This window comes from Bacillus sp. ISL-7 (assembly GCF_018613065.1).
Window position 1 is genome coordinate 1 of the sequence record NZ_JAGGQW010000015.1, and the last position, 19936, is coordinate 19936.

The 19936-nt window shown below is 38.2% G+C and carries 15 protein-coding genes and 2 pseudogenes; 3 read left to right on the forward strand and 14 right to left on the reverse strand.

Going from position 1 to position 19936, the window contains the following annotated elements; all coding sequences use genetic code 11:
* Positions 1-225 precede the first annotated feature (225 nt).
* The gene (locus J7E66_RS03815; protein ID WP_214998111.1) at positions 226-996 is read right to left on the reverse strand and encodes a DeoR/GlpR family DNA-binding transcription regulator; all 771 of its coding nucleotides are present in this window, start codon (positions 994-996) and stop codon (positions 226-228) included.
* 181 nt (positions 997-1177) lie between these two features.
* Between J7E66_RS03815 and J7E66_RS03820 the strand changes: the two are divergent.
* Positions 1178-1600 (forward strand): annotated as a pseudogene (locus tag J7E66_RS03820) (transposase); the annotation flags it as partial.
* 82 nt (positions 1601-1682) lie between these two features.
* Here J7E66_RS03820 and J7E66_RS03825 read toward each other — a convergent pair.
* The 8 genes and pseudogenes from J7E66_RS03825 to J7E66_RS03860 form a co-directional block, all read right to left on the reverse strand.
* Positions 1683-1796, reverse strand: a pseudogene (locus tag J7E66_RS03825) (helix-turn-helix domain-containing protein); the annotation flags it as partial.
* A 131-nt stretch (positions 1797-1927) separates the two neighbouring features.
* On the reverse strand, positions 1928-3067 hold the full coding sequence (locus J7E66_RS03830) for a Gfo/Idh/MocA family protein (protein ID WP_214998112.1): 1140 nt from the start codon (positions 3065-3067) through the stop codon (positions 1928-1930).
* A gap of 61 nt (positions 3068-3128) precedes the next feature.
* Complete coding sequence (locus J7E66_RS03835; RefSeq protein WP_214998113.1) at positions 3129-4088, reverse strand: carbohydrate kinase family protein; 960 nt, start codon at positions 4086-4088, stop codon at positions 3129-3131.
* A gap of 150 nt (positions 4089-4238) precedes the next feature.
* A complete protein-coding gene (locus J7E66_RS03840; RefSeq protein WP_214998114.1) occupies positions 4239-8045 on the reverse strand; it encodes a GH32 C-terminal domain-containing protein in 3807 nt (1268 codons plus the stop codon).
* 71 nt (positions 8046-8116) lie between these two features.
* A complete protein-coding gene (locus tag J7E66_RS03845; RefSeq protein ID WP_251032749.1) occupies positions 8117-9586 on the reverse strand; it encodes a glycoside hydrolase family 32 protein in 1470 nt (489 codons plus the stop codon).
* A 96-nt stretch (positions 9587-9682) separates the two neighbouring features.
* Positions 9683-11299, reverse strand: coding sequence for an ABC transporter substrate-binding protein (locus J7E66_RS03850; protein ID WP_214998115.1), 1617 nt, complete (start codon positions 11297-11299; stop codon positions 9683-9685).
* Positions 11300-11360: 61 nt separating this feature from the next.
* Positions 11361-12242 carry a carbohydrate ABC transporter permease gene (locus J7E66_RS03855; protein ID WP_214998116.1) on the reverse strand — a complete coding sequence of 294 codons (882 nt, stop codon included), beginning with the start codon at positions 12240-12242 and terminating at the stop codon, positions 11361-11363.
* An 18-nt stretch (positions 12243-12260) separates the two neighbouring features.
* Positions 12261-13196, reverse strand: coding sequence for an ABC transporter permease (locus J7E66_RS03860; RefSeq protein WP_246869768.1), 936 nt, complete (start codon positions 13194-13196; stop codon positions 12261-12263).
* A gap of 268 nt (positions 13197-13464) precedes the next feature.
* Between J7E66_RS03860 and J7E66_RS31580 the strand changes: the two genes are divergently transcribed.
* Positions 13465-13929, forward strand: a complete 465-nt coding sequence (locus J7E66_RS31580) for a nuclease-related domain-containing protein (RefSeq protein ID WP_251032750.1) — start codon at positions 13465-13467, stop codon at positions 13927-13929.
* 38 nt (positions 13930-13967) lie between these two features.
* Positions 13968-14369, forward strand: coding sequence for a hypothetical protein (locus tag J7E66_RS31585; RefSeq protein ID WP_251032751.1), 402 nt, complete (start codon positions 13968-13970; stop codon positions 14367-14369).
* 64 nt (positions 14370-14433) lie between these two features.
* Here J7E66_RS31585 and J7E66_RS03870 read toward each other — a convergent pair whose 3' ends face one another.
* The 5 genes from J7E66_RS03870 to J7E66_RS03890 all read right to left on the reverse strand — a co-directional run bounded on the left by J7E66_RS03870 (position 14434) and on the right by J7E66_RS03890 (position 19820).
* Positions 14434-14601 (reverse strand): hypothetical protein, encoded by a 168-nt coding sequence (locus J7E66_RS03870; RefSeq protein WP_214998117.1) that lies wholly within the window; start codon positions 14599-14601, stop codon positions 14434-14436.
* 99 nt (positions 14602-14700) lie between these two features.
* Positions 14701-15087 carry a glyoxalase superfamily protein gene (locus J7E66_RS03875; protein WP_214998118.1) on the reverse strand — a complete coding sequence of 129 codons (387 nt, stop codon included), beginning with the start codon at positions 15085-15087 and terminating at the stop codon, positions 14701-14703.
* A 26-nt stretch (positions 15088-15113) separates the two neighbouring features.
* Positions 15114-16439: an ABC transporter substrate-binding protein gene (locus J7E66_RS03880; protein WP_214998119.1), complete on the reverse strand. Its 1326-nt coding sequence runs from the start codon at positions 16437-16439 to the stop codon at positions 15114-15116.
* A 26-nt stretch (positions 16440-16465) separates the two neighbouring features.
* Positions 16466-18046: a response regulator transcription factor gene (locus tag J7E66_RS03885; protein ID WP_214998120.1), complete on the reverse strand. Its 1581-nt coding sequence runs from the start codon at positions 18044-18046 to the stop codon at positions 16466-16468.
* A complete protein-coding gene (locus J7E66_RS03890; protein ID WP_214998121.1) occupies positions 18024-19820 on the reverse strand; it encodes a cache domain-containing sensor histidine kinase in 1797 nt (598 codons plus the stop codon). The genes J7E66_RS03885 and J7E66_RS03890 overlap by 23 nt, the downstream gene beginning before the upstream one ends.
* Positions 19821-19936 lie beyond the last annotated feature (116 nt).

A 19936-nucleotide genomic window follows, 5' to 3' on the forward strand; every position in this document is an offset into this window, starting at 1 on the left:
TTCCAATTCTTTGCTTACTTTTAATCATTTGATCATCATATACCTTGGTATTTGATGATCAAATGTGATTATTTATGATTATAATTGATGAATTTGTAAATTACAATGCTTTTTTATTAATTTTTTCCATCAAGTACACTTAATTCCATTAATGGTTTATTTAACAAATAAAAAACCATATAAAGCTATTTCAGCTTTATATGGTTTAAAAATAGTCAACATACACTATGGACAAACGACATACACATCAATCCCAATTTCTCTAAGTTTCTCCACAAAGGAATCAGGAACACCAGCATCGATAATACATTTATCCACCTCATGAATGTCAGCAAATTTTGCAAAAGCCGCTTTCCCAGCTTTGCTGTGATCTGCCAACAAGATCACTTGTTTTGCAATTTGAATCATTTTCCTCTTCGTTGCCGCCTCAGTAAGATTAGGAGTTGTTAGCCCCTCTTCCGCCTCAATCCCGTTCGTCGCAATAAAAGCCTTATCTACTCTCATCATTGATAATCCCGCTTCGGTAAGCGGACCTACTAGGGCACACATCTCTTTTCGTAAATCCCCCCCTACTATCACAACATCAATTCCTTGAACATCCTGCAACTCTTGAGCAAAAACAAGTGAATTGGTCACTACTGTCAGCTTTGAAAAAGCCCGCAGTTCCTTAACAAGCTGGAAGGTTGTTGTCCCTGCATCAAACAAAATTGTATCGCCTTCTTCAATAAATTCCAGTGCTTTTCTGGCAATCGCTTTCTTCTCCTCTTGAAACTTATCTTCCTTTTCATTAAATGTTGGTTCAAAGTTGACATTTTGGAGAGCAATAGCTCCCCCATGCGTTCTTCTCAATAGCTTTTCTTCCTCTAGCTCCTTTAAATCTCTGCGCACTGTGGATTCTGATACTTCAAAAAATTGACTCAGCTCTTGAACAGACGCTCTTGAATTTCCTTGAATGTAATCCTTGATTTCCCTTTTCCGCTCTTCGGCATATAACATGAAACATTACACCTCTGTATAATATACTTTTTCTTTCTACCACATCGCATGAGGGCGTTTTCAATGAACGCATTTTTAAGTATACTGCATAATTAAAAGGTTTTGTTTAAGAAGGTCTAAAATTTCGTTCCGGGGGTGTCGACTTCTCCTTTGTTTACGATGAACTAAAGAGGAATTATTGTCTGCTTTTTTTGGATATAAGACACATTTGGCAATGAGTGAGGAAAGAATTATTACTGCAGCTGTCATTACTTCTGGAGAAAAAAATGATGGCAAACAACTTCAAACGCTCATTGAAAAAAGTGAGAATGCAGGCGTAAAAGTTGAGACAGTTATTGGTGATGCCGCTTATTCTGAGAAGGATTATATCATTTACACGACAGGGAATAATATTAAATTGGTAGCCAAATTAAATCCAAATATCACTCAAGGAATTCGACAAAAGGAAGACGAATTTGATTTTAATAAATATGCTGGTATGTATGTTTGTAAGGCAGGACATATGGCAATACGAAAAGCAAAAAATAAAAGATCAAATGAGAAAAAAAATCCACGTGTAACCTATTACTTTGATATTGAGAAATGTAAAATTTGCCCTTTTAGGCCTAGTCACAGGGTTACTGCTCTAGTCCGTCAGATTATTTAGATAAAATGTAATTTATCATAACAAGCTCAACTTGGCAGCCCTACTGTACTTTGTCCAAATACCTATACAGTGAGGTTTTACTGATTCCAGTCGCTGCTGTAATTTCCTTAATGGTATAGTCCTTACTCTTATACATTTTAACGGCCATTTCTACCGCATATACCCCCATACCCAACGTATACAATGCATGTATTTACTTCTCCTTCCTATAGTTCATAAAAACTAAAGTGAAAAGCCCTCCTTTAATTAAGAAAGGGCTGTACCTAATTTACTAACCTATTTCTTTTATCTTAATCCTTTAAGTTCCGGTGTTAAGATTGATTTCATCTCTTCCAGAACGGTATCTTCATAAGCATGTTTTTTCCCATTAAGTATGTCTTGAACTTTAACGGGCTGGCCGATTGTTGCAGATTCAAGAGCAGCAAATACAACTCCTAATGCTTCCAGGCCTCTCATCGCACTCGAAATAGGTGTTTTATTTTCAGCAATGGCTTCCCATAATTCTACATAGGAATGGGCGAATGGATGTTCAACGATATTCGGGGCAAACCGCTCAATCAATTCCGGGATCAGAATTTTTTTCCCATCTTCAAGTGTTGCATGAAGCCCAGGGCGAAGGCATCCCTTACTTCCATAAATCCACACACCTCCGGTCCCTTCACCATGGGCTGATGTAGCACACATCCAATGACCGAGTCCTCCATTTGTAAACTTGAAGACCGTAACGGCCGTGTCTTCTCCCGTAGGTTTGACCGTAACATTCCCATTACTTAATTCTTTTTCAAAAATTTCCGTATAGGCAAAAACTTCATCAATCGAACCATTAATCTCAGTAAAAAAGTGAGTTCTATGAACTCCATGATCATTGATCCAGCCCGCCCCTGCTTGACCTTTCATATGCCGCCAAGGTGTACCGGCGAAAAATCCGCGATGCAATGTAACAGTTGCATAATCGATAATGAAAGATACACGACCGATCAGACCTTCTTTTACTGCCTTCGCGATTGCAACATTTTCTGCCCCTAGTACACTTGGTTCAGATAGCGTTAATACTCGATTATACTTCTTAGCATCAGCGATCATTTTTCGGCCAAGGGAAGGAGAAATCGAAAGCGGCTTTTGCATTTGCACATGAACCCCAGCTGCAAAGCAATCTTCTGCTACTGTATGATGCAAATCATGATTAATCAGGATGGATACGGCATCTAATTGTTCTTTTTCCAACATCAAACGATATTCCGTATAGACTGCAGGACTGTTGCCTAACCGCTTTTCCACCTCTGAAGCAAACTGCTCAGCCCTTTCCTGCTGAATATCACAAACCGCTGACAATTCAAATGTTTCAATCCCGTTTCTTTTTAACTCTTTCAACCCTTCAACATGTGCCATCGCAATAACACCACAACCAATAAAACCTAGTTTCATTAGACACTCTCCCTTAAACTTATAAAACGGACTGACTTAACGACTTTTAATCAGCGTATCTTTAAAACTGTATTTCCACTTCGGTCGGCAGGGCAGAAATGGCTCCTACTTTCGTGCAGACCATCGCTCCCACTTTATTACTAAAGGAAATGATTTGTTTTAGGTGTGCGAAGTCTTCTAAAACACTTTTCGGTTCTTCTGCTTTCGCCAGCTGGTAAAGCGTTGCTCCTACGAAAGCATCCCCGGCACCGGTGGAATCGATTGCATCAACTACAATACTAGGGATGGTTTCGATGTGATGGTCATTTGAAATCAATGTCCCTTCTTTCCCTAACGTAACGGCTACTGCTATTGCCCCTATTTGATGAAAGGCAGCGATTCCTTCTGTTAAATTATCTGCTCCCGAGATAATCTTTAATTCATCATCACTGACTTTGACAAAATCAGCGATCGCAATTCCCTTTCTTACCAACTCTACAAATTGTTCTCTTCTTCCCTTCCAAAGGTCATGTCTAAAGTTAGGGTCAAATGAGATAAATTTTCCTTTATTTTTGGCATCCTGCATTAAATTTAAATAAGTGGTTTGAAATGGATCATCCAATAAAGCGGTCGCTGAGCCAAAATGTAGAATACTAGATTCCATTATTCTTTCTTTATCCAGATCGTTCTCCGTTAAGAAAGCATCTGCGCCACGGTTAAAAACAAAATCCCTTTCCCCATTTGCTTTTAACGAAACAAATGCTAATGTTGTTGGATGCTCATCATCGAGCACAAGCATGGAGGTATCGACATTCACTTCATCTAATGTTTTCTTTAAAAAAAGTCCGAATGGATCATTGCCAACCTTTCCACTGAAAGAAGCTTGGCCTCCCAATTTCACAATCGCTGCACAAACATTAGCAGGCGCTCCCCCTGCCTGTTTTACAAAATTTTGACCTTCTACTAAATCAATATCTATATCTGTACAGAAAAAATCGATTAATATTTCTCCAATACAATTGACTGATGAATTGTTTTTCATTTTAGCTCAACCGTCCTTTCAAATTGTTCTATATAGTAACTTGTTCATGGCCTTGCAAAAACAAAGCTCTAACCTTTAATTAGAGCTCTGCCGAAAAATAAAATTACTTATCACTGGAAGTTAATGATAATTTGCGTTTTTTTTACTTCTTTATTTTATATCAGACGAAAGTGTCCACTGCTGACGCTCTAGTTTCAAATTCAAATCATTAAGTGTCAAAATTCCCTCTCCCGATATTTCGAGTGCCTTGCCATTATGAACAGAAGTGATTCTTACAGTTCCATTATCATTTTTGGTAATTAACCAGCGCTGATTATTATAGCCAAGATAGTTGTACAGCTGAATTTTATTTTGCCCTGTATCCAGATCTATAGCTTTGCCGGCCTCTGTACGTATGGAATAAGAACCATAATCATCACCTGTCGGAATCAAAGTCCAGTTTGTAGCTTTGTCTGCGTCAGCTACGGTCACAGGCTCACCGTTTTGAGAATTAGCAGTATAAATCGCTTTGCCTGTTGCTATATTCGTAAAGCTTGTTACGGTTAAGTTTGCTTCTGACATATTGCTGACATTGACATTCTGATAGTAAGCTTGACCTCCAAAGACATTTAAACCAAAATGGCCTTCAGCAAAGGTTCCATCCTGTAAATCCATGATTTTTTGACCATCCACATAAATCTGAATGTGAGGACCCTTTGCTTCGATTTTCACCTTATATGTCTTACTTGGTTGAATAAAGGCATGCACTTTCGCAATGACCATACGGTCCACGAAGAGACCGTCAATCTTGTAAAAAAGGCGAAAAGCCTTCATGGTCGGATCAAGATTGAAGTAATAGCCGCTTCTACCGTCTTCACTTGCCCGGAACAGAATGGAACCTGCTCCTCCCGATTGTCCCAGTATCATATCTGCTTCATAAGTAAAGTCTCCTGCCGTTTCCTTGGCCATATAGTTTGCATCACTTGTATACGTACCACGGATTCCATTTTCTGTGATGGTCCATTGGGAGGCAGAAAGATCTGCTTTCCATCCAGTGAGATTAGTATAGATTTTACCATCATACACTCTAACAACTACACTTGCTGATGTCTTTCCATTTGCTGCAGAAGCTGTAATAATTGCTTCTCCTTTGCTTCCTGCTTTAAGTACTGCATTGGAGTTAGTGAAGGAGTCAACCCTCACTACATTCGAATCACTAGATGTCCATTTAATTGGCTGAGTTCGCTTTCCTTTTCGGTTCTCCGCGGAAGCAAACAACGGTAGAGCATCGCCAATATTCATCTCTCTTTGATTTGTATCCATTATAATTCTTGTATCCTCATCTGCATTTTGATTCCAAGTATTTGCTAGCGAATGTACCTTTAATGATACAACATTTACATCTCCCCCCTTGGTGTAGAAGTTCATACTGCGACTTGAAGGATCCGGGAAAATAACATCAGAAAAAACAACTTTTCCATCATTAGCAAATACTTCAATGGACGAATCGTCTACAAATATATTCATTTTGATACGTTTATTATCCGGTTTTAAAGAAGCTTCATGTAAAGTGGAAAAAAGGCTGGAGAAATCCTTCTCTCGTGACTCAGCACGATCTACAAATATTTGATTATCTGCTGTTTTGTAGCCTACGACTGTTTTTTGGTCAGCCCCTTCACGAACATGAAAACCAAATTCCGTTAATTTGCTGGTAGAAGGAATTTCAATCTCCGCTTCTATTTCAATTGCTCCTGAAGAGATTCCCTTCAACAAGTTGGAGGCATTAGTCGGATTGACTACCTTGTTATGTGTCTGGAAAATGGTACTGCGAATCGACTGTAGTTCTTTAATAGGAGCTTGTGCAAGTCTTATCCCTTCATCTGTTTTCACCAATCTTAATTCTCTCGGAATAGTCAGTTCTCCCTTCCAGCCCATAGTTGGAAAAGCGAATGGATAATCCCAGTTGGTCATCCATGCCATTATCACACGACGGTTATCCGGCATATTGGCGAAGGACATAGATGCGTAGAACTCCTTCCCGTAATCCGTTTTCAGTACTTTACCTGCTGTATTGTCATTGACAAATTTACCATCAGCTGTCAAATGCCCTACAAAATACTCCGCATCGGATCCCTGCGTCTTTGGATTTGCACCTGTACTAATCATCAAAACCCATTTTTTCTCTTCCGTACCGTCTACCTGAAGTTCGAAGAGATCAGGGCATTCCCATACACCGCCACGAACATAATTTCCATAACCAAAATTATCAGTAAGCTTCCAATCAATTAGATTAGTAGAAGTAAAGAAGCGAATGTGATCTCCTCCAGATACAACCATGACCCATCGATTGTTTGCCTCATCTCTGACAACTTTAGGATCACGGAAGTCCCAGCCGCCTGGATTTTCTCCATTCTTGCCCGGATTCTCAATGACAATTGGGTGCTCCGTTGAATATTCCCAAGTACGTCCCTGATCAGTACTGTAGGCAAGACCAATCCGCTGATTACCATTTGTTCCATCCGGATTAAAGGTAGTGTAGTAGGCAATAAGCCCTTTACCACCAGAATTGGTGAATAAACCGGAAGCATTTTTTAGATCTGCTACAGCTGAACCAGACCAAACATGCCCGTAATCATTCCATGGCAAAGCAATAGGGAGACGGTTCCAATTCACCATATCCTTACTTACTGCATGAGCCCAAGTCCCCCCATCTTGATGAAATAAATGATACTCGCCTTCAAAGTAGACGAGCCCATTCGGATCACTTACAGAGCCTCGAGCTGGAGTATAATGATAATCTGGTCGATATTTTTCTTTGTAATAGCTGGATGATGGAACAAGATAAATATCCTGGAAGTAAGCAGAACCTGATGTTACAGAAAATCCGGCAAATCCAGTACTGTAACTCATATCCGCCACTTTTACAGCTGCCTCAGAATATCCATCAACATAAAGTTCGATTTGATTACCGTTTGTTATAATTTCAAGATGGTGTTTGGCACCTTTTTCGGTTACATAGGTGCGGTCAGATGTTTTGAGCACAGTACCGTCCGCCTTCTCCAAATGTGCTTTGACAGTACTTCCTTTTTTCATAAGCACGGCCTGGTAACCAGTTGTTCCTTGTTCATTGGTACGAAATGAAATTGCTGCTTCCGATGGATCTTGATCAAAAGAAATATTTCCTTCAAGCACAAAGTCGCTTGCACTCTTATTGTAGATTTGCTTGGCTTTCACACCATCAACAGCAATTCCCTTCAGACCTTTGATTGCTGGTTCCCAGCTTCCTTCCTTATATAGGGAAGGGCCTAGATTTGCAGAGAGTTCGCTAACTTTTACATTTTGAAACAACGCTGTTCCATCCCATACATTAAGGCCAAGAAAACCCTTATAATATGTAGCATTATGGACATCAATAATAGGAGCATACTGATTCCCCCAATAAACTTTGATATGATCTCCAACCACCTTCACCTTCAGATGATAGATTCCTCCCTCTTGCAGGTTAACTTGGAATTCCTCTTTTAATTTCTTCTCGTCACGAGCATCACGAAGACGAATGATTCCCGTATTTGGAACGATTTGCAACATGTACGAGTCCCAGCCATCTTCATTAGAACGGAATACTAGGGTGGCGTCCGCATTCATGTCTATTATTTTTACATCCGATTCATAAATAAAATCTTCAGAATTAACACTTGATATAGCCATTACATTCTCTTTAGGTTCTGAAGTAAGCAAAAGTCCCTGTTCTGTGTCTTCTAACGTGCCTTTCCCTTTAATTTGCCAGTCTGTCAGATTAGTAATTGCTTTGGATACACTTTCAATAATTGTCGCACCCTCCCGCGTTTCTTTACTTCCCGTTTCATTCGATTCGGTTGCCAAGCCTGTTGTAGGATCAACAAGAATCGTGCCCACGGAGGCAGAGATAAGTACGATGGACAAAAATACAGAAGTCCATTTTATCAAAGTTGGTTTCATCCTTTGCCCTCTCTTCCAAAAACAAGGCTCTAACCCAATTAATTCGATTAGAGCTTTGCCTAAAAATAAAGTTACTTCCCCCAAATGGAATCTAGTTCTGTTAGTTTTAATGAAGACACTCGGATATTTCCTTCGTTTGAAAATAAAACAATTTTCTCATATGGTTGGTTTGGAAAGATTAAGCTAGTAAAAGCTACCTTTCCATCATTTGCAAATACCTCTATTGATGAAGTATCAATAATAATTTGCAGATTTTCCAATTTTACAAAGGCTTCTTGTACAGTCGGGAAAGATTCTGAAAAACTATTATCTCCAGCTTTCGTCCGGTCGACTAGTAGCATTTCCTTTTCTGCATCATAACGAACCACTGTTTTTACATCTTCAGAGTTTTGAAAAACAATACCAAAAGAATTTGAAGTTTGGCTTTCAAGTTGAATGCTCACTTCCATTAATGGACTGAACATGTTAAAGATTGCAGGTTGGTTTGCTTCAACCGTAAGGTCTTGATAAACCTCTGAACTTTTTCGAATTGTCTCGATTTCCGCTGCCACTTTTTGTATCAAGCGAACTCCAGCCTCGTTGGAAGCTAACGATAATACTCTTGGCAATGTCATCGCACTACGCCATTCCTCCGTTGGAACCTGGTTGGCATAACGCCAGTTACTCATCCAGCCAATATAAATTCTTCTTCCATCTTCAGCTGGGATATCAGACCAACTTACGCCTGCATAATTATCCCTGCCATAATCCATCCAAAGAATCGTCTCATCTGAATTGTCATTTACAAAGGTAGTTCCATCAAACTGACCAATAAAATACTGGGTCCTTGACCCTTCTTTGAAATCATGGTTATCACCAATGCTGACAAGCAGGACCCATTTTTGGATACTTTCATTACCATCGACAGGCAATTGAAACAGGTCAGGGCATTCCCAAACTCCATCATGTGACCCAGCATTATTTCCAAATTCACTAGCAAACTCCCAATCTTTTAGGTTTGGAGAGGTGTATATGGTGATGGATTGTTCAGTCGCTAACACCATTACCCATTTATTCGTTTCTTCATGCCAAAAAACTTTTGGATCACGATAATCGGTAATGTTTACATCAGAAAGTACGGGATTTCCTTCGAATTTGGTCCATGTTCTTCCATTGTCGGTACTATAAGCAAGACTTTGACGCTGACGCGGCCTGTCGGAATCTGGATAGTTATCCGCACTTGTATAAATGGCAACCAACCCAGGTCCATTCTGGAATAATCCTGATGTATTATTCCAATCCACTACTGCACTTCCAGAGAAAATTTCACCATGCTCATCTGGATATAGCGCAATCGGCAGCTGTTCCCAATGAATTAGATTTTTACTAACCGCATGCCCCCAGTGCATTGGGCCCCATGTGGTCCCAAATGGGTGGTATTGATAAAAAAGGTGATACTCATTATTAAAAAAGACCATTCCATTCGGGTCGTTCATCCATTTTTCTTCAGGTGAAAAATGGAACTGCTGACGATATTTTTCTTTATATAGTTGTTTCATCATTTGTCGCTCCTTTTGATATTTAGATAATGGAATATACCTTTTATTTCGAAACAAGGCTGTACGTACTGCCTGTACTGTACAGCCTCAGCCAACCGTTTATTTTGTGTTCCTGTCGTATCCTGCTTGTTTAATCTTTAACCACTCTTGTAATCCTAAGCGGTCTAATTCTTTCAAATATCCATCCCATTCTTTTTCCACTTTGCCATTTTGAATCCATTCGGCCCGTTTTCTCATAACGAAAGCAAACATATCCGTTTCAATTGTTGTAAGTTTATCGCTATCTTCTAATGAGAAGAATACTCTTGGATAAATATTTTCTGCGGTCATATGAGGAGTCATAACTTCCTTCATTAATCCTAATCTCCATGCAGCATCATCTGGTTTTGTGGTAACTTTTCCATAATACTCATCTAAAATCGCTAATGGTCCGCCTATATTTGTTTTTTGTCTTAATTCCACTGGTGCTGTACCTGATAAAGGTAAATGTTTTAGCATTCCTGCTGCTTCATCTAATTCAAAGATATTTTGTTGAGTTTTATCACCATACGTACCCCAGTTATCTTGAACAGATTGTTTTGGTTCATATAATTGATCAATCCATTTTGCAGTCAGTTCAATGTTCTTATCCGAACTTGTGATAACCATTCTGCCTCTATCAAATCCCATTCCATTGGTTCTGGCTACATTCACTTGGCCATCTGGACCAGCAAGCGGCTTCATTAGGTCATATTTGTCATTCATTCCAGTAATATTGGCTTTATCCCAAGTGAAATATAAACCATAGCGATTATCTTTGCCTTTTGCTAGATACGTGTTCCAATCTTGTTCAAACGCTTCAACATCGATTAGGCCTTCTTTATATAACTCATTGAGAAATTTAATACCTTCTTTATATCCTTTATCTGATGCTGTAAACGTAACTTTACCATCATTGCTTACAACCGTATGATCCCAGTTTTCACCAAGGCCAAACGATCCAAATAAGAATGCTAAGTCTTCCCCGCCTGCTTGCTTACCAATAAACGACATTGGGATTTCATCTGCTTTTCCGTTGCCATTTGGATCTTTTGTTTTAAAGGCAATCAATACTTGCTTTAATTCTTCTGTGTTTGTCGGCATTTTTAACCCTAATTTATTTAACCATTCCACATTGATCCATGGGAAATCATCAACCGAGTGAATACTTTCTTTTCCTGAACCTAACTCCTCAATCCATGGGAAAGAGTAAATATGTCCATCAGGAGCAGTCATCATTGCTTTATATTCAGGTGCTGCTTCCAAAACCTTTTGCAGGTTAGGCATGTACTTCTCTATTAAATCTTCCACAGGAACAATCGCACCATCTTTTGCAAGTTTTAATAGATCATGGTCATTAAAACCTGCATCGAGGATGGCATCTGGCAGATCACCGCTTGCCATTGCCAGGTTTCTTTTTTCAATAAAAGCATCGGAGGTATAGTTTTTCCACTTAATATGAACACCCGACTGATCTTCCAAACGCTTATAAATTAATTTTTTATTAGGATCAGCCGGCGCTAATGGTGAGCTTTGGGTCATAAAGTTCAATGTCACTTTTTCCTTTAAAGGGAAAGAAACATCCTTTAATTTATACTCTTTTGATGATGCAGTTTCACTTTTGCCACTGTTACTACAGCCTGAAACTAGTAATATCGTAGCAAGTGATGCAGCCATAACTTTTTTTACATTTTTCATATCATTACCCTCCTAAATATCGTGTGTAAGCATTTACAATTAAATCTATTAAATTGGCTCATTATTTCAATGAACCCACCATGACACCTTTTTCAAAGTACTTTTGGAAGAACGGATACATGATAATAAGTGGCAGACTAGAAATAACTATCGATGAGTATTTGATCATTTCTGAGAGCTTTTTAAGCTCAGCCATTGCCTGCTGATCACTTATCATTCCTGGTCCTGTTTGATTTTGAATCAATATCGACCTCAAAACTAATTGTAATGGGTGCAATTTCGGATCCTCGAGATAAATCATCGCATCAAAATAAGAGTTCCATTGACCAACAAATGCATACATTGCTAGGACGAAAATGATAGGTTTGGAAAGTGGCATAACGATTTTAAAGAAGATTAGTAGATCGGATGCTCCATCCACCTTTGCGGCTTCATGTAATTCATAAGGAATACTTTTAAAATAAGTCCTTGCTAGGATAATATTCCATACATTCACGGCGCCTGGTATTAAAATCGCCCAAGGGGTGTTTAGCATTCCTAGGTCTTTTACAACCAGGTAAGTTGGAATAAGTCCACCTCCAAAGAAGATGGTGATAATAAATAGTGTCATAAAGAAATTTTTCCCGACAAAGCCATTTACCGATAATGGATAGGCAGCAAAAATACAAACCACAACAGTTATAACGGCAAATCCTACTGAATAAAGAATAGAATTGATAAAGCCACGGACCATCGCATCATTGGATAAAATCAACTGATACCCTTTAAAACTCCAATCTGAAAAATTGAACGAAATCCCTTTATTTAATAACACTGTTGGATCCATAAATGACGCAAGAACGACATATACCAAGGGAACTAACACGATTAATACGGCTAAGCATAGAAAGATATTATTAAAGCCTAATATGATTCGGTCTATGCGGGTGTGCTTTATATTCATCTCAAGACTCCTTTCTCGTTAATATAAACCTTCACCTTCGTTTAACTTCTTAACGATTTTATTAACTACGATTAACAAGATTACGTTAATGACTGAATTAAACAGGCCAACAGCTGTTGAATAAGCATAGTCGCCGGACTGTAAACCTACTTTATACACATACGTTGGCAGAATTTCGGAAGAAGGCAAATTCATTGCGGTTTGCATTAAATATGCTTTTTCAAATCCAATCGACATAATCCCTCCAGCAGCCAAAATAAATGTTACTGCCATTAATGGTTTCAATGTCGGTAAATCGATGTGAATCATTCTTTGAAGAATATTTGCTCCATCAATCGTTGCTGCATTGTGTAATTCAGGGTCAACATTCGATAAAGCCGCCACGTAGATAATCGATGACCAGCCTGCCGCCTGCCAAATACCAGAGATAATATAGATTGATCGGAAATAATCTGGATTTGACATGAACATAAGCGGCTTTCCAGTTATGAAGCTAACCAGTTGATTAATAGGGCCTGTTGGTGATAAGAAAATAAACACCATACCAACAATTACAACCACAGAAATAAAGTTTGGTGCATAGAGCACGAGTTGAATATTTTTTTTAATGGCCGCCCTTCGTAGCTGATTAAGCATTAATGAAAGGATGATAGGGACTGGGAAGCCAACGATTAAGCCAAAAAAACTGAGTTTAAGCGTATTCATAAAAATGTCGGTAAAGTTAGGTGAAGATAAGAATTTGGTGAAATTATCAAATCCGACCCAATCACTTCCTAAAATCCCTTTGATGGTACTAAAATCTTTAAAGGCAATAATGGCTCCATACATGGGGATATATTTAAAAATGATTGTTAAAATGACAGCTGGAGCAATCAGCAAATAAAGATGATAGTTTTTCTTGATATATTCCAATTTGCCTGTCAGTTTCGAAGCTGCTTTCTTTTCCGCTTGGATCTGTACAACTGGTTCCTTTTGGACATTTACTAATTCTTGCAAGCTCTTAACCTCCTATCTAATAGCTTTTTTCTTTATCTGGTTTTAACTTTAGCAAATTTGGAAAAGGAGAGAGTTTAATATCTTCGGAAATGGACGTTTAAAATTTTCGGCAGTTGAAAACGGTTCCATTTAACTTCTGGAAAATTAACAAAGTATTCACGCATATCTTTTGTTTTTTTATTTATGATTAAGGTGGATTGTTAAAACATAGGAGAGGAAGTGGGAGATGCCTTTTAAAGCACGAACTGTCCCAGGTAAATTAATTATTCTAAGGATTTTAAACAAGAGAATGGATCAAACCGTTGACGAGAAAAAGTACTATTTGTACCAAGAAAAAGGCTTTGAGGGTGAAGTTCAGTTTGATTTATTAACAGAAAAGATTCAGAGTGAGTGTTATATTTTAAATGATTTGCTGTTAAACGTTAACAAAACAACCTTCCAACTTGATACCACTATCATTTTTCAAAAGAAAATTAGCTTTTTTGAAGTAAAAAATTATGAAGGCGATTATTGTTTTCGAAACGGCCGGTTCGAAACGCTGGCTGAAAAGGAAATTAAGAATCCACTGCATCAGTTGAGACGCAGCAAATCTTTGCTTCGCCAATTACTCCAAAAATACGGATATAATTTACCAATTGAGGGATATGTTGTTTATATAAACCCCCGGTTTACTTTATATCAAGCCCCGTAAATGAACCCATAATTTATCCAACGCAGCTAGACGCACTTATGGAAAATTTAAATGCGCAACCGTCAAAACTAACAACCCAGCATAAAAAGATTGCTGAAAAACTAGTTTCGTTGCATCAAATGGACTCCTCATTTATTCAAGTACCGGCTTATAACTTTGATCAGGTGAAAAAGGGGATAACGTGTAAAGAATGCAGCTCGTTTTCGATGTTTGTCCAAGGAAAGAAAATAGTGTGTGGTGATTGTAGGTGCGAAGAGGTAGTTGAATCTGCTGTTTTGCGCATGGTGGATGAAATCAAGCTCCTATTTCCGGATCGAAAGATAACCACCAATCTTGTTCACGAATGGTGTGTGGTGGTTGAATCTAAGAAAAGAATAAGCAGGATTCTAGAGAGAAACTTTAAAAGAGTAGGTGTTCGTAATTGGACTTTTTATGAGTGATCTTTATAATCCCTATAATAGACATTTTTCCTTTTTCCTTGTGGAGTTTTGTCCTTCGGAACCCTTACGATAGACATTTTTCCTGTTCCCTTGTGGAGTTTTGTCCTTCGGAACCCTTACGATAGACATTTTTCCTGTTCCCTTGTGCGTTTTTGTCCTTCGGAACATTCACGATAGACATTTTTCCTGTTCCATGTGGAGTTTTGTCCTTCGGAGCCCTTACGATAGACATTTTTCCTGTTCCCTTGTACGGTTTTGTCCTTCGGAACCTAAATATTCAACAACAGGATCACTAAGGAGATCTTACAACAAAAAAAACTCCTCTAGTATCTTAACTAGAGGAGCTGCTCTCAAAAAATATTATTCTATTGCCAAACGGGTCATGAATGCATAGTTCTTTGGTTTTCCATGGAGTTTCTTCGATACCAGGGCGGGCGTACTTATAATCCTTTGAAAGAAGCCGTGAATAAAATGACTCGATGTTCCCCACTTCAATCCTCACCGCTGCACCTGGACAGCAATCCCCGTGATGCTCAGAAAGATGAATAATACAATTTTTATAGGATATTTGCATATACAGTGGCATATTATCCTCAAACCGATGCTCCCAATCGATCACAAATCCCAAATAATCCATATAAAACTCTTTTGCCTTCGCTTCATCAAAAATACGAAGGATAGATGTGAGACCTTTCATGGTTATTTCGGATGTATTCATACTAATCCCTTCCCCTTGTCCCCATTTTATTGAATTTCTTTAAGACCTATATTGATTTTTTCTACAGCTTCCCTCGCCGAAGTCTTAACATCCTTCCCGCCGATTCCAACATCCTCAAACAATGTTCTGATTGCATTACTGACTACGGGATACGCAGGAGTAACAGGGCGGTTCTTTGAAAATTTTTGCGTTTGCTGTAAAAATATGTTTTTAGGATACTCATTTAGCTCCGGAAAAGCTTTAGCTACAGAGAATCTTGCAGGAATATCACCTGTTATAGTTACATACTTTTTCATTCCTTCATAACTTGTCACATATTTAATAAACTTCCATGCTTCCTGTGGGTGTTTTGATTTAGAGGTGATTCCGAGCGCCCATCCACCATTTGGAACAAACTGATATTTATCCTTTGGCAGTGGAGTTATTCCAAAATCTTCTCCGAGCTTAAATTCAGGGTGATTTTTTTCCAGATCTGCAAGTGTCCAAGAACCAAGCACAGTCATCGCAAGTTTGCCTGACTCAAACGCAGCTGGGGGTAATTCAAATGCGGCAACAGCATTTTTATGATATAGATCTTGATAAAATTGAAGGGCATCTAACGCCTCTTTTGAATCTAAATACCCACTTGCCGTAGTTCCATCGGGGCTTATAATATTAGCACCAAACTGCCAAAGGAGCGGTGTTTTAAAATAAGCAGGAGATTCTCCATCATTAAAACCCTGTGCCGGGTCAATACCGATCACATCTTTAGCAGGATTATTTACTTTTTTAGCAATCTCTAATACCTTATCCCATGTTAATGGGTTTTTGGGATCTTCAGATGGATAAGGGATACCGGCATCTTTAAATAAATGTCTATTGTAATATAAAGCAATACTTGACTCGACAATCGGTGCAAGGTAAATTTGACCCTTATAAATTAATCCTCGCAAGGTAGAGGCAGGAATATCTTCAATCTGCCCCTCCTTTCTCATAAATGGATCAATTGATAATAACGATCCGGTATTTGCATAAAGAGCAAGCGTAGGACTGTCAATCGTCAAAATATCCGGAGGGTTTCCTGCAGCAAGTTCTGTCCGCAGTCTTATTTCATAATCACTGTATGGAATCGACTTCATATTCACCGAGATATCGGGGTTTGCTTTTTCAAAAACAGAAACTAATTCTTCAAATGCCTTATTTTCAGCCGTATTTCCACTATTTCGCCAAAACGTCAACTCAGTTCGTTCGGAACTCTTTGGTTTTGCCGCTTTCTCTTTTTGGGGGCTACCAGAGAATGTATCAAAAAAGGACAACGCATACACTAAAATACCCAAAAGTATAATTGCAAAAATAGTGAACCATTTTTTCATCTACATTCCCTTTCTTTCTTGAAAACTTAAACATCTAAGGCATTACGGAATTCAACAGGGGTTTGTCCAAAGTGTTTTTTAAAAACAGTACTGAAATATCCAGAGTTAGAAAAGCCAACTAAGTTTGCTACATCAATGATTTTTAGTTGCTTATCTCTTAAAAACTCCCGGGCTTTGTCCATTCGTAAATTCACCAGATAATCACTAAAATTCTGCCCCACATAATTTTTAAAGGTTTCAGATAAATAAGCACTATTGATATGAAAGAGTTCCGATAATAAGGTAAGTGAGATTTCACTAGCGTAATGCTGGTCCAAATAGTGTCGAACACTATCAACGATTAATTTCCCGTTCGAAAAGCGTGCCGTACGTACTTTTCCAATAATTAATTGGGCTAATTGAAGGAGGTTTTCAAGCACTTTACTTTGCGAATTAAGTTCCCAGATACTTTGTTGGCAATTCCAAATCGTTTTTTGAATATCTTTCGTTTCGATATCATATTTTTTTGCCAGCGACCCTAACAAAAATAACACTCGATTGGCAGCAAAAGAAAAGGACAAAATCGATTGGTTTCCATTCCCTCGCAATAAGGTTTGAATATTTTCTTTAAACGCCTCGAAATTAACATTTTCAATCGTATTAGTTAACTTTCTTTCAAAATCAGGTGAAAACTCAAATTCTTCTTCTTTCGTTATCGCCGCATCAATTACCTGCGATTGCGAGCCAAGTTGACTTTTACTCCAGGCAAGTAAACTGGAAATATAACCTGTCTTAAAGCTAGCTAGACCCTTGACAACATTTCCGATTCCAATCACCGTTTCTAAACTCAACAATCTTTTCACATTCTGTTGTACCCTTTCAACCAAACTAGAAGGACTATTTATATCTATTCGTATTAGAAAATGAACCATATTTGCATAGCTTGGGTCGTAAAACGAATAAGTTCCTGTATTCTCTTTTGAGATCTCTTTGCATAACATTTGGAAAGGAAGCCAGAGCTCCTTTAATCGATTGGGATTGCCAAAGCCCTCTCTAATTTCCACGCTGACAAATTGGACAATGGCGTCCTCATTTACAAGTTCCTCGAGTTGTAGCTGGCGCAGTCTTTCAATAACCAAATTAAGCTGTAACCATTCCTCTTTAACTAAATAGAGCAAGTATTGTTCCTGTACTTCTTGAAGCTGGGTAAGAACAAGCTGCCGCATCTGAGCCGTTTCAACTTGTTTTCGCCGCTCTTCCTCAATTTCTTTACGAATTTTTCGTAATGCTTCTACTAATTCATCGGGAGCTACCGGTTTTAACAGATAGTCTCTAACCCCTTCCTTCATGGAACCACGTACCAATTCAAAATCGGAATAACCCGATAATACGATCACTTTTACTCTTGGAAATTCCTGCTGACATCGTTTAGCTAATTCAAGGCCATCCATAATGGGCATCCTCATATCTGTAATGACCAAATCAATATCCATGCAACCAAGCAATTCAAGTGTATCTTTCCCATTAGAAGCTTCGCCAACAATTTCAAAACCTTCATCTTCCCAGTTCACTTTCATTCGTAAGCCATTACGAATTTGAATTTCATCATCCGTGATTATGACCTTCATCATGTATATCACCTCTATCAAAATTTATACATAATGTAATCCTCGTGCCTACATTCTTTTCAGATTCAATCTGATAGGAAAAGCGCTCTCCGTAGTAAAGCTTTAATCTGCCAAGGACATTCTTTAGACCAATGCTGTTTCCTTTGCTCGCTAGGACACTAATGGTTTCATTCTTTATTTCTTCACTCACTAAGTCTGATATCACTTCTTCAGACATGCCAATTCCCTTATCTTCTAAAACTATCTTTATTTGATTATTCGCTTTTTTCGTTATAATAAAAATTTCAGCCGTGGTCTTTTCTATAAAACTATATTTGACGGCATTTTCCACGAGTGGCTGGAGAATGAATTTAATAATAGGAAGATCCCTTGTCTCCGGATCCTCCACAATATCAATCGTGAGGGCGTCCTCATATCTCACCTTTAAAATGTCGGTGTAGCTGCGAATATAGCTGATTTCTTCACCTAATCTCACGACGTCATTTTGTGTATTCAATGAATACCTCATCATCCGGCCTAAGTAGATGCTTACATTCATCACCTCTTTATTCTTGCCCTGAACAGCTAATCCCCCAATGATTTCAAGGGTATTGTTCAAAAAGTGAGGATTGATTTGTAGTAATAAGGCCTTGTATTCTGCATCTTTTCGACGTATGTTAGCTTCATATTCTGTTTCAATTAAATTCTTTAAATGATCGACTGTATGGTCGAATACTTTAATCACATATCCAACTTCATCATTAGACGATTTAATGGTTGGCATAAAGCGTTTTGCACCTAAAAAATCACCATACTCGATAAATTTCATCGCTTTTGCTAGCTTTCCTAAAGGGCTTACGATATTGGAAGAGAGCATGAACGACGCAAAGATTGTTATTAAAAACACAATCGCACTAGTAATAAGTAAGTTTCGCTGTAGAATATTAACTTTTGAGAATAAGTCAGACTTTGTCACTTCACTGACAAGAATCCAATCACCAACAGATAACTTTTGAAAAAAAACAAAGTATTTTTCACCATGATAATCAGCTTCTAATAAACCTTTTTGTTTTTGACTATTTTTTATTTTAGTCAAACTATTTTTTAATACCTTTGTTGGGGTATTGATCTTCCCCTCTAAAACATTTGCTCCCTGAGCATCCAACAAATAAGCATGTCCATTTTTTCCAATTGTTATTTTTTCTAAGGCTGTTTCCAGCAAAGTTGTAGGGAAATTAACCTTTATAAATCCGTATGAAACAACCGTATTCAAATCAACGAGGGGCAAAATATAACTATTACTACTTCCTTGTGCTGGCAAATAAGGATCAATATGTGATTTTACAAATCGTTGTTCATTGATCCTAAAGTCTTTAAACCAATCTAGGTTGTGTAAGTTGGGGTTATTGCCCCATGCCCCTTCACCATTATTTAGAACGACTGAAATAGACATGCCATTTGAGTTGTTCACCATCATTGATGATAGCATCATTTTCAGTTGATTCTTCTGTAACAAGCTCTGTTCTTTCGGTATATTTGCATCCTTTTTTTCTAACTTTAACCACTGCTGAGTCGTTTGATTGACAAGGACCTGTTTTCCTAAATCCTCCGCCTGCGTTGTAATCGAGTCAATATAGAGCGAGTACTGATCCATGGCTTCAATTGTTAGCTCCTGGGTCTGATCTTCAATAATGGATGTAAACCAGCTTGGGATTATAATCGATAAAATAATTAATGGAATTGTTAACAAACAAGTAAAAATAATAAACAAGCGATTGCGTATGGAAAAAAACATGGTATCCCCCCGAATAAAAAAGAAAACCCTTACATTCTATAGCTCAATCTATTAGTTTTGACTATTATTATCTTTTCAATTTAACATATCCCCTAGCAACTTACCACGTGATATTT

Coding starts and splice junctions, on each gene's coding strand:
- J7E66_RS31585 (WP_251032751.1), top strand. CDS start 13,968: ATGGAAAATTTAAATGCGCAACCGTCAAAACTAACAACCCAGCATAAA.
- J7E66_RS03875 (WP_214998118.1), bottom strand. CDS start 15,087: ATGAATACATCCGAAATAACCATGAAAGGTCTCACATCTATCCTTCGT.
- J7E66_RS03880 (WP_214998119.1), bottom strand. CDS start 16,439: ATGAAAAAATGGTTCACTATTTTTGCAATTATACTTTTGGGTATTTTA.
- J7E66_RS03815 (WP_214998111.1), bottom strand. CDS start 996: ATGTTATATGCCGAAGAGCGGAAAAGGGAAATCAAGGATTACATTCAA.
- J7E66_RS03855 (WP_214998116.1), bottom strand. CDS start 12,242: ATGAATATAAAGCACACCCGCATAGACCGAATCATATTAGGCTTTAAT.
- J7E66_RS03840 (WP_214998114.1), bottom strand. CDS start 8,045: ATGAAACCAACTTTGATAAAATGGACTTCTGTATTTTTGTCCATCGTA.
- J7E66_RS03885 (WP_214998120.1), bottom strand. CDS start 18,046: ATGAAGGTCATAATCACGGATGATGAAATTCAAATTCGTAATGGCTTA.
- J7E66_RS03845 (WP_251032749.1), bottom strand. CDS start 9,586: ATGATGAAACAACTATATAAAGAAAAATATCGTCAGCAGTTCCATTTT.
- J7E66_RS03830 (WP_214998112.1), bottom strand. CDS start 3,067: ATGAAACTAGGTTTTATTGGTTGTGGTGTTATTGCGATGGCACATGTT.
- J7E66_RS03835 (WP_214998113.1), bottom strand. CDS start 4,088: ATGAAAAACAATTCATCAGTCAATTGTATTGGAGAAATATTAATCGAT.
- J7E66_RS31580 (WP_251032750.1), top strand. CDS start 13,465: ATGCCTTTTAAAGCACGAACTGTCCCAGGTAAATTAATTATTCTAAGG.
- J7E66_RS03870 (WP_214998117.1), bottom strand. CDS start 14,601: ATGTCTATCGTAAGGGCTCCGAAGGACAAAACTCCACATGGAACAGGA.
- J7E66_RS03850 (WP_214998115.1), bottom strand. CDS start 11,299: ATGAAAAATGTAAAAAAAGTTATGGCTGCATCACTTGCTACGATATTA.
- J7E66_RS03890 (WP_214998121.1), bottom strand. CDS start 19,820: ATGTTTTTTTCCATACGCAATCGCTTGTTTATTATTTTTACTTGTTTG.